Raw genomic sequence first — 9,768 nt, 5'->3', positions numbered from 1 at the left:
ATCATCATCCGATGGTGGTGCTGATTGAGTCCGGAGCCTAGGGTGCGCGCGGACGCCGAGGACGGGAGGACAGAGCGATGGCTGCGACCGATGAGGAGAAGGCGGCGGAGGGCGCCGCGGGTGAGGCCACGATCATCGTCACCCGCCCGTCGCAGGGCTGCGCGGTGGTGACGCTCAACCGGCCGCGCCAGCGCAACGCCATGAGCTTCGACATGTGGCTGCAGCTTGCCGAGATCTTCGAGGGGCTGAGCGAGGACGACGCGTTGCGCAGCGTGATCCTCACCGGCGCCGGCGGGGCCTTTTCGGCCGGCGCCGACATCAAGGAGTTCGGCAAGGTGCGCTCGACGCCGGAGGGGGCGAAGGCCTATGCCGCGCGGGTCGATCGCTGCACCGAGGCCATCGCCGAGTGCTCCAAGGCGACGTTCGCGGCGGTGTCGGGGCCGGCCTATGGCGGCGGCTGCGGCCTCGCCGTCGCCTGCGACTTCCGCATCGCCGACGCGACGGCGGTGTTCGCGATCCCAGCCGCCCGGCTCGGCATCGTCTACGGCATCGAGGAGACGCGCGCCCTCTACGAGGCGGTCGGGCTGACGGCGGCCAAGGAGATGCTGTTCTCGGCCCAGCCGCGCGACGCGATGGCGGCCCTCGCCATGGGCCTCGTGAGCGAAGTCTGCGACACCGACGCGCTGACGGGGGCGCTGAAGTGGGCCGATACGCTCGAAGCGTCCGCGCCGCTCTCCATCGCCGGCACCAAGCTGGTGCTCGAGACGCTGGTGAAGGGCGGCAGCGAGGCGCGCGACGCCCGCGTCGCCGAGGCCGTCGCCCGCGCGATGGCGAGCGAGGACTACGCCGAGGGCCGCAAGGCGTTCGCCGAAAAGCGCGCTCCCCGCTTCAAGGGACGCTGACGGGCGGGGCCGGATCGCCCCGCGGCGGTGGCGGCGACCGCCGCCTATTGCCCGCCCATGATGCTGTTGGCGTTGGCGCGGGGATCGCGGGTGCGCCACCCTCCGACGTCGACCCGGTGAAGGAACTCCTGGAGCAGCCGGTTGAACTCCGCCGGCGCTTCGAGGTTGATGGTGTGGCCGGCGTTGGGAAGCACGGCGAGCGCCGCTGACGGGATGGTGCGCTTCATCAGGATCGCCGGGGCGAGGCAGGGCCAATCCTCGTCGCCGGTCAGAATGAGGGTCGGCGAGCGGATCGTCGCCATCTCTTTGGTGAGGTCGTAGAGCGAGGGGCGCTCCTTCTGGAGGCCGCGCAGGGTGTTGGCCGAGCCGATGGGTGAGTGCTCCACGAGCTGATCGCGGAACTCGGCCCAACCGCGCGGGTCGTTGGTCTGGAACTGCACGCGGGTGGGGCCGATGGCGTAGATCCCGCCGGCCTCTTCCATGGGCAGCTTGTCGAAGCGGGTGGCGGCGGCCTCCGCCTCGGCGGCGAACTGGGCCCGCTTGTCGGGCTCGGAGCCGTAGCCGCAACCGGCGATGGTCAGCGACAGGGCGCGCTCCGGATAGGTGAAGCCGAAGTGGAGGGTGGCGAAGCCGCCCATCGACAGACCCACGACGTGTGCCCGTTCGATGCCGATCCCGTCGAGGATCGCCTTGACGTCGTCGCGAGCGCGGGCCTGCGAATAGTGCGCCGGCTCGGCCGGAACGTCGGAGGGCAGGTAGCCGCGCGCCGAGTAGGTGATGCAGCGATAGTAGCGGGAGAAGTGGCGCATCTGCGGCTCCCAGCTGCGCCAGTCGCCTGCGAATTCGTGCACGAACACCACTGGGACACCACGGCCGGCTTCTTCGTAGTAGAGCGTCACGCCGTCGTCGGTCGTCACGTGAGGCATGGCGTCCTGGTCTCCATCTCGGATGTTCGGAAGGGGGGAGGGATCGGTGGCGGGGCTAGTCGATGAGGCGACGGCCGAGCGGCGCGACGCTGCCGGATGGGTGGGCCGCGAGATCGAAGACGCGGCCGCTCAGCCCATGGCTCATATATGATCCTCCGTGTGCAATCGACGGAATAGTCGACTGCACAATGTGCCTAAATGAGCTTGCAAGTTAAGGACCAGATACTTGCGATGATTGACACTTTTTCGACACTCACCGGCGCGACCGGCCGCCGTGAGCGATCATGGACGGGTCAGTCGTCCGGCGTTTGCGGATGGGGGCGGGCGAGGTAGGCCTTCAGGAGCTCCGAGGCGTGCCGGCGGCGGGCCTCACGCCAGGCGGGGTCGGTCAGGTCGGCGCTGAAGAGGTGCGACAGCGTCGGCGCGTTGGAGATGTGGAAATAGCTGAGCGCCACCATGGTCACGTAGATCTGCAGCGGGTCGAGCGCCTCGCGGAACACGCCCTCCGCGGTGCCGCGCTGCAGCACCTCGCCGATCGCCTGCATCAACGGCGATGAGATGGTGGAGACCACCGGCGTCTTCTTGAGCTGCTCGGCGCCCAACAAGTTCTCGCTGGTGAGGATGCGGATGAACAGCGGGTTCGACGAGAAGTGATGATAGGTGAAGTCGAACAGCTTCTCCATCGCGGCCATCGGGGCGAGACGCTTCAGGTTGAGCTCGGCCTCCTGCAGGCGGATATCGTGGAAGACGACCTCCAAGACCTTGATGTAGAGGGCCTCCTTGCTGCCGTAGTAGTGGTAGAGCATGCGCATGTTGGCGTCGGCGCGGCGGGCGATGGCGTCGATGCGGGCACCGACATAGCCGTGCGCGGCGAACTCCTCGATGGCGGCCTGAAGGATGCGCTCCGCGGTGGCGGCCGCATCGCGTGGCCGGCGGGCGGGACGCTTGACGGCGTGCGCGGCGATGCGGCGGGTGCGGCCCTCGCCCGGCCCCCTCGTCGTCTCGCCCTTCTTGCCCCTGTCGGGCCGGCCGTCCGTGCGCGCGCTCATTCGACGGCCTCCGCCGCGGGTTGCTGGGCCTTGGCGTCGAGCGCGGCGAGCACCCTGTCCGGGGTGAAGGGGAGGCTGGTCAGCCGGACGCCCACCGCATCCTCTATGGCATTCGCGACGGCGCTCGCAACGCCGAGGATCCCGGCCTCGCCCACGCCCTTCGCGCCGAACGGGCCGCGTCCGAGGCCCTGCTCCAGCACGACGGCGTCGAACGCGGCGGGCTGGTCGGTGGCGAGCGGTAGGCGATAGGTCTGCGGCGTGCCGTTGCGCAGGATCCCGTCGGCGTAGTCGAGGCGCTCGAATAGGGCCTGGGCGAGGCCCTGCATCGCCGCTCCCTCGATCTGCCCGCGCACCGCCTCCGGCACCATCGCGTGGCCCGCGTCGGCGGCGGTGACGAGGTGCAACACGCGCACGACGCCGGTCTCCCGGTCGACCTCCACCTCGGCGCCCACCCAGTTGGGCATCCAGTAGACGATGGGGGCGTTGAGGGCGGCGGCGGGGTCGGCCTCGATCTTGACCTCGCCCTCGCCGGTGAACTCGGCGCTGAGGCCGCCATAATAGTCGAGCACGAGGCGCTTCAGCGGGGTGTGGGTGTTGCCGGCGCGGATCGTGCCTTCGGCGAGGGCGAGATCGGCGGGGTCGGCGCCGAGGCGGCGGCCGGCGAAGTCGAAGATGCGGGTGCGCACCGCCTCGGCCGCTCGCCGCACCGCCTCGCCGGTGACGGCGGTCGCCGAGCTCGCGTGGGTGCCCTGGTCGAACGCGGTCTGGTCGGTATCGATCTCGGCGCGGGCGACGCGGGCGGGATCGAGGCCGAGCACGCGCCCCACGATGCGGCGGAAGAGCTCGCTCGCCCCCTGGCCCATGTCGACGGTGGCGCAGGAGACGATGGCGTCGCCCTCGGCCGTCACCTTGACGCGCGCCTGGGCGAAGCGGCCTTGGCCGCCGGCGTCCTTGAAGCCGATCGCGAGCCCCTTGCCGCGGGCGACGGTGTCGCTCGCCGAAGCCGCGCGCTCGCCCCAGCCGATCCGGGCGGCGACGGCCGCGAGCCCCGCCGCGAGGTCGCAGTCGATGGCGCTGTCGCCGGGGCGGTAGGGTTCGCCCGGGGCGAGGAGGTTGCGCCGTCGGATCTCGGCCGGGTCGAGGCCGAGCCGGCGGGCGATCATGTCGACCTGGCTCTCGGAGGCGAACGACGCCTGGGTGCCGCCGAAGCCGCGGTAGGAGCCCGCCGGCACCGTCGTGGTACGCACCACCTCGGCGGTGACGTCGAGCGCCTCCCACCGGTACGGGCCGCCGACGCGGTAGCCGGCCTTGTCGGCGACGAGGCAGCTCGCGTCCGCATAGGCGCCGCCGTCGAGCTGGATCGTGGCGCGGCGGGCGAGGAAGCGCCCGTCGGCGGCGACGGCGGTCGACAGCGTCAGCCGCCCGGCATGCTGGGAGAGGGTGAGGATGCTCTCGTCCATCGAGATCGCGAGGCGCACCGCCCGCCGCGCCCTGAGCGCCAAGAGCGCGGTGATGGGCTCCAGCTTGCAGAAGCTCTTGGCGCCGAAGCCGCCGCCGAGCGGCAGGGTGCGCACCCGCACGGCGTGCTCGGCGAGGCCGAGGATCTCGCGAATGTCCTGGCGCAGCAGGAAGGGGTCCTGGTTGCTCGACCAGATCTCGAGCCCTTCGCCCATCGGCCGCGCGATGGTGACGATGGGTTCCAGCGCGGCATGGGTCATCCGCGACACCTCGAAGGTGTCGGTGAAGACGTGGTCGGCGCGGGCGAAGGCCTCGTCGGCGTCGCCGACCATGTGGCGGAAGCGGTAGAGGACGTTCGGCGCGGGCTCCTTCGCGGTGGTGACGCCGGCGCCGTGCGGCGGGATCGCGCCGGGGCTTGGGCCGTCGAAGATCGGCGGCGCCCCGTCGGCGAGGGCGTCGTCGAGCGTCGCGACCGGCGGCAGCGGCTCGTAGTCCACCTCGATGAGGCGGAGGGCGGCGCGGGCGGTGGCCGCGTCGCGGGCGGCGACGGCGGCGACGGGATCGCCCACGTGGCGCACCCGATCGACGGCGAGAAGCGGCTGATCCTTCACCCAGAGCCCGTAGGTGGGGTGGGGAAGGGCGAGGATGTCGGCCCCGGTGAGCACGGCGAGGACGCCGGGGAGGGCGCGCGCCCGCTCGGTGCGAACCGCCCGGACGAGGGCGTGCGGGTGGGGGCTGCGCAGGAGCGCCCCCTCGGCCGTGTCGGGAAGCTTCAGGTCGGTGGTGAAGATCGGCTGTCCGGTCGTCTTGGCGATCTCGTCGGGCCGCGCCGGCTCCGGCGAGGGGGCGGCGCCCCGCTTGAGGGCGGCCGCGCGCAGCACCGCGTCCTCGATCGCCCGGTAGCCGGTGCAGCGGCAGACGTTGGCGCCGATCGCCCGGCGCACCTCGGTGCGGGTCGGGTCGGGCGTGCGCGCGAGGAAGGCTTCGGCGAGGAGGATCATCCCCGCCGTGCACATGCCGCACTGGAACCCCTTCGCCTCGATGAAGGCGCGCTGGACCGGCCCCGGCGCACCGTCCTCGGTGAGGCCGGCGACGGTCGTCACGCTGCGCCCCTCGGCGGCGAGGGCGAGGGTGCTGCACGCCGTCGCCGGCCGCCCGTCGACGAGCACGGTGCAGGCGCCGCAGACGCCGTGGTCGCAGGCGACGCGCACGGACGGACGCCCGGCCGGACCGGCGAGCACGTCGGCGAGGAGGGCGGTGGGATCGGCCTCGACGGTCCGCGGCTCGCCGTCGAGGACGAAGCTCAGCCGGCTCATCGGGCGAGCTCGGCGAGGAGGCGGGCGGCGAGCACCGCGGCCATCCGCTCGCGATAGAAGGGGCTCCCGGCAAAGGGCACGGTGGCGAGCGGCAGGTCGGCGAGAAGGCGGGCGGCGAGATCGCCGGGGGCGTCGAGGTCGCTCACGTGGGCGCGGCGCACGATGGGGCGTGGATGGAGGCCGCCCACGACGATGCTCACGGTGCGCCGCAGCCGCGTCGTCAGCGCGACGGCGACGGAGAGGGCGGGCCGCAGCGAGCGATCGTAGGCGAGGCGGAGCGGAGTGCAGGGCACGCGGATCGCGGTGACGAGATGGTCGAACGGGCGCGCCGCGCCGGTGGGCGTGCCGAGGGCGGCGACGGGGAAGCGCGCCGACGTCCCGTCCGGCGCGAGCGAGTCCAGCGAGGCGTCGACCGCGGCGAGGAGCACGGCGGCCTCGTAGGCCGGCATGCCGGCGAGGAGGTTGCCCGCGATGGTCCCCTGCGCGCGGATGCGCAGGTTGGCGATCTCGGACCAGACGGCGGCGAGGGCCGGCACGCGCGCCCGGGCCGCCGGGCTCGTCGCGAAGCCGTCGTGGGTGACCATCGGGCCGAGGAGGAGATCGCCGTCGGCGATGGCGATCGTCGCCGCGCCCGCGACGCGCTCCAGCATCACGATGTCGGCGGGCCCGGCGCCGGTCTTCAGCCCGTTGAGGAGATCGAGCCCGCCGGCGAGCGGGCGGGCGCGGCGCAACGTCATCAGCCGCCGCGCCTCGGCGAAACTCGCCGCGGTGTGGACGGTGAAGGGGGGCATCGCGTGCCGGCCGCGGTGGCCGACGAGGGTGGGGAGCGCCACCGGCCTCGCGGGAAGGGCGGGATGGGGCTGGGGCGTCGGCATCGGTGGTTTCCTCGGCTCGGGGCTGTGGGGCTCGGGGCTGTGGGCTCGGGGCCGGATCCGTCGCCGGCACCCTCTTTGCATGGCCCGGGGGTCCCCATGCAAAACGATTGCCACCTGGCATTCGTAGTATTCATGCATCAAGGAGGCTCTGGAGAGTAAGATGACAGATCGTTTGGGATATCGGCTCAAGTTCGGAGTCCTCATCCCGTCAACAAATACGACAGTCCAGCCCGAAATGGATGCGATGCGCCCCAAGGGTGTGACGAACCACATCGGCCGCATTCATATTCCGGATCTACCACTCACCAACGACACCGAGTTCGAGGCGATGGTGGAATCGATCGGCCCGGATCTCTTCGGCGCCGTGGATCGGGTGATGACTTGCCAGCCGGATCACCTCATCATGGCGATGTCGATCCCCACCTTCTGGGGCGGGAAGGCCGGCAGCGAGCGCTTCGAGGCCAGGCTCGCGGCGCGTTTCGGGGGTCCCGTCACCGTCGGCTCGCGGGCCTGCAGCGATGCGCTCGCGATGTTTCCCGAGGTGAAGCGGATCGGCATCCTCACGCCCTATCAGCCGGTCGGAGACAGCCACGTCGCGGGCTATTTCACCGATCACGGCTACACTGTCGCGGCCGTCCACAGCCTCATGCGGCCGAGCGAGGTGCAGATCGCCCACGCCACCGAAAAAGACATTCGGGACGGGCTGAAAGCGCTTGCCGATCAAGGCGTTGACGCCGTCGTCCAAGCCGGCACCGACCTCGCCGTCACCGACATCGCGGACGAGGCGGAGCGCTGGCTCGGCATCCCGGTGATCGCCATCAACAGCGCCCTCTATTGGCGCGCGCTGCGCCGATCGGGCATCCCCGATCAGTGCGAGGGGCGCGGCCCGCTCCTCGCCCGCTTCTGACCCCGATGTCGGCCCGCACGCCCTCGATCGCCGACCCGACACCCGGTGATCGGCCGACTTTGCACAGCGAAGGATCACTCATGTGCTCTCTTGGTAAGCAACTTATGCGTAATAACCTCATTCGGCGGGGGCGGGGATGAGCCCCGCCGCATCGTCGGGGGTTCTCGAGCGCCTCACCGCGCTCGGCCTCTCGCTGCCCGTCCCGCCGACGCCGCGCGGTGCCTTCAAGCTCTTCTCGCGCGCCGGCAACCTCGTCTTCCTCGCCGGTCAGATCTGCGAGCGGGACGGCGAGGTGCCCTACACCGGCCGCCTCGGCGAGGACATCGACCTCGACGTCGCCCGGAAGGCGGCCGAGCTCTGCGCCCTCAACCTTCTCGCCTCGCTCAACGAGGCGTGCGAGGGCGATCTCGACCGCGTCGTCGCCTGTCATCGCCTCGGCGGCTTCGTCTACGCGGTGCCGGGCTACGCGTTCGTGCCCAAGGTGGTCGACGGGGCGTCGGAGCTGATCCACGCCCTCTTCGGCGAGGCGGGGCGCCACGCCCGCACCGCTGTCGGCGTGGCGACGCTTCCCGCCGGGGCGACGGTGGAGGTGGAGGGCATCTTCGAAATCGCCTGAGGCCCGTCGCGCCGTCCGCCCCGCGAGTGGCACGAAACTCGCACTCCCCACCAAGTAAGCATCTTATGCTTAAGCTCTGAGACAGGATCGTCGAACATGGACAATACCTCCCGGCCCAAATCCTCCCTTTCCCGCCGCAACCTGCTGAAGGCCGGCGGGGTCGCCGCCGTCGGTGTCGCGGCGGGTCTGCGCTTCCCGACCCCGGCCATCGCTCAGACCAAGACCATCAAGTTCACGCTGCCCTGGCTCGCCAACGGCTCCAGCCTGTTCACCTACGTCGCCAAGAACCAGGGCTTCTTCAAGTCGAAGGGCCTCAACGTGGAGATCTCGCGCGGCTACGGCTCCGTCGCCGCCGCCCAGTCGCTCGGCGCCAACGAGTTCGACTTCGGCTACGTCTTCGCCGGCGGCATCATCCTCGGCGCGGCCCGTGGGCTGCCGCTGAAGGGCCTCGCCACCATGGGCTATGACGCCACCATGGGCATGCTGCTCAAGGCCGACAGCGACATCACCGAGCCGAAGGACTTCGACGGCAAGAAGATCGGCAACGTGCCGGCCTCGGCCGAGGCGCCCTACTGGCCCGCCTTCGCCCGTAAGACCGGCATCGACATGTCGTCCGTCACCATGGTGCAGATGGACAACCGCGTCCTGGAGCAGAGCGTCATCAACGGCCAGGTGGATTCCGTCACCGCCATCGCCACCTCCAGCGTGCCTGTGATGCTGTCGCTCAACGAGCCCTGCCGCTTCATGCTGTGGAGTAAGTACGGCGTGTCGCTCTATGCCGGCCAGATCGCGACTCAGGTCGCGACCTACGAGGCCGAGAAGGAGCTCTGCGCCGCCGTCACCGAAGCGCTCACCGAAGGCCTCGTCTACGCGCTCAAGGATCCGGAAGCCGGCATCGACATCTTCATCGAGGAGGTGCCGGAGATCGGCATCGCGGCCAACGGTCGCGAGAATGCCCGCCTCTCCCAGGGCCTGATGCACTACACTGTGGTCTCGCCGGAGGCCGAGGAGCACGCCATCGGCTGGACCGACATGGAGAAGGTCAGCGGCATGATCGACATGGTGATGGAATACGGCGCTCCGGCCGACGCGACCCGCCCCGACGTCGATGCCCTCTACACCAACGACCTCGTCGGCGATGCGGGCAAGCTGAGCGCGGCCGAGTGGGAGAGCATCAAGTCCGGCCTCACCGAGTACGCCAAGATCCTCGGATGAGCCTTCCCGCTGCCGAAGCCATGCCGGACGCGCCCTTCCACGCGATCACCGTGGATCGGGCGCGCAAGGTCTACGAGACGCCCTCGGGCGACGTGGAGGCGGTCGCCGAGGCCTCGTTCGAGATCGCCCGCGGCGATTTCGTCTCGATCCTCGGTCCGTCGGGCTGCGGCAAGAGCACGTTGATGCTGATGGTGGCGGGCCTCGAGCCCGCCACCTCCGGCACGATCACCCTCGACGGCGGCGTGGTCGACGGTCCGCAGACCGACGCCGGCATCATGTTCCAGGATCCGACGCTGCTGCCCTGGCGCAGCGTGATCGACAACGTGCTCTTCCCGATCAGCATGGTCCGCCCCGTGACCAAGGCCGACCGGGCCGAGGCGGAGCGTCTCCTCAAGGTCGTCGACCTCGTCGACTTCCGCGACAAGCGCCCCCGCGAGCTTTCGGGTGGCATGCGTCAGCGCGTGGCGCTCGCCCGCGCCCTCGTCACCGACCCGCGCATCCTCC

9 protein-coding genes are annotated in these 9,768 nt (G+C 70.8%); 5 read left to right on the top strand and 4 right to left on the bottom strand.

All coding sequences use genetic code 11. From position 1 onward, the window contains the following. The first annotated feature begins 77 nt into the window (after window positions 1-77). Entirely contained in the window at window positions 78-902 is an 825-nt protein-coding gene (locus JCR33_RS21405) for an enoyl-CoA hydratase-related protein (protein WP_198884176.1), read from the top strand. Between the two features lie 44 nt (window positions 903-946). Here the strand turns inward: JCR33_RS21405 and JCR33_RS21400 are convergent, their stop codons facing one another. The 4 genes from JCR33_RS21400 to JCR33_RS21385 form a co-directional block, all read right to left on the bottom strand. Next, a complete protein-coding gene (locus tag JCR33_RS21400; RefSeq protein WP_198884175.1) occupies window positions 947-1,828 on the bottom strand; it encodes an alpha/beta fold hydrolase in 882 nt (293 codons plus the stop codon). A gap of 293 nt (window positions 1,829-2,121) precedes the next feature. Beyond that, entirely contained in the window at window positions 2,122-2,877 is a 756-nt protein-coding gene (locus JCR33_RS21395; RefSeq protein ID WP_198884174.1) for a TetR family transcriptional regulator, read from the bottom strand. Continuing rightward, the gene (locus JCR33_RS21390; protein ID WP_198884173.1) at window positions 2,874-5,651 is read right to left on the bottom strand and encodes a molybdopterin-dependent oxidoreductase; all 2,778 of its coding nucleotides are present in this window, start codon (window positions 5,649-5,651) and stop codon (window positions 2,874-2,876) included. The genes JCR33_RS21395 and JCR33_RS21390 overlap by 4 nt, the downstream gene beginning before the upstream one ends. Next, the gene (locus JCR33_RS21385) at window positions 5,648-6,526 is read right to left on the bottom strand and encodes an FAD binding domain-containing protein (RefSeq protein ID WP_198884172.1); all 879 of its coding nucleotides are present in this window, start codon (window positions 6,524-6,526) and stop codon (window positions 5,648-5,650) included. Before JCR33_RS21385 ends, JCR33_RS21390 begins: the two co-directional genes overlap by 4 nt. A gap of 244 nt (window positions 6,527-6,770) precedes the next feature. On the opposite strand from JCR33_RS21385, the gene JCR33_RS21380 reads away from it, so the two are divergent. The 4 genes from JCR33_RS21380 to JCR33_RS21365 form a co-directional block, all read left to right on the top strand. After that, on the top strand, window positions 6,771-7,433 hold the full coding sequence (locus JCR33_RS21380; RefSeq protein WP_211110492.1) for a maleate cis-trans isomerase family protein: 663 nt from the start codon (window positions 6,771-6,773) through the stop codon (window positions 7,431-7,433). A gap of 136 nt (window positions 7,434-7,569) precedes the next feature. Continuing rightward, window positions 7,570-8,049 carry a RidA family protein gene (locus JCR33_RS21375; protein WP_198884170.1) on the top strand — a complete coding sequence of 160 codons (480 nt, stop codon included), beginning with the start codon at window positions 7,570-7,572 and terminating at the stop codon, window positions 8,047-8,049. A gap of 96 nt (window positions 8,050-8,145) precedes the next feature. After that, on the top strand, window positions 8,146-9,264 hold the full coding sequence (locus JCR33_RS21370) for an ABC transporter substrate-binding protein (protein ID WP_198884177.1): 1,119 nt from the start codon (window positions 8,146-8,148) through the stop codon (window positions 9,262-9,264). After that, window positions 9,261-9,768 (top strand): ABC transporter ATP-binding protein (locus tag JCR33_RS21365; RefSeq protein WP_198884169.1); only part of this gene is annotated, 508 nt, incomplete at its 3' end. The genes JCR33_RS21370 and JCR33_RS21365, both read left to right, overlap by 4 nt.

Origin of the sequence: Acuticoccus mangrovi (genome assembly GCF_016411865.1) — a bacterium.
Classification (GTDB): Bacteria; Pseudomonadota; Alphaproteobacteria; order Rhizobiales; family Amorphaceae; genus Acuticoccus; species Acuticoccus mangrovi.
The sequence above is the reverse complement of the archived record's forward strand: the minus strand, read 5'-3'. Positions and strand labels throughout refer to the sequence as shown.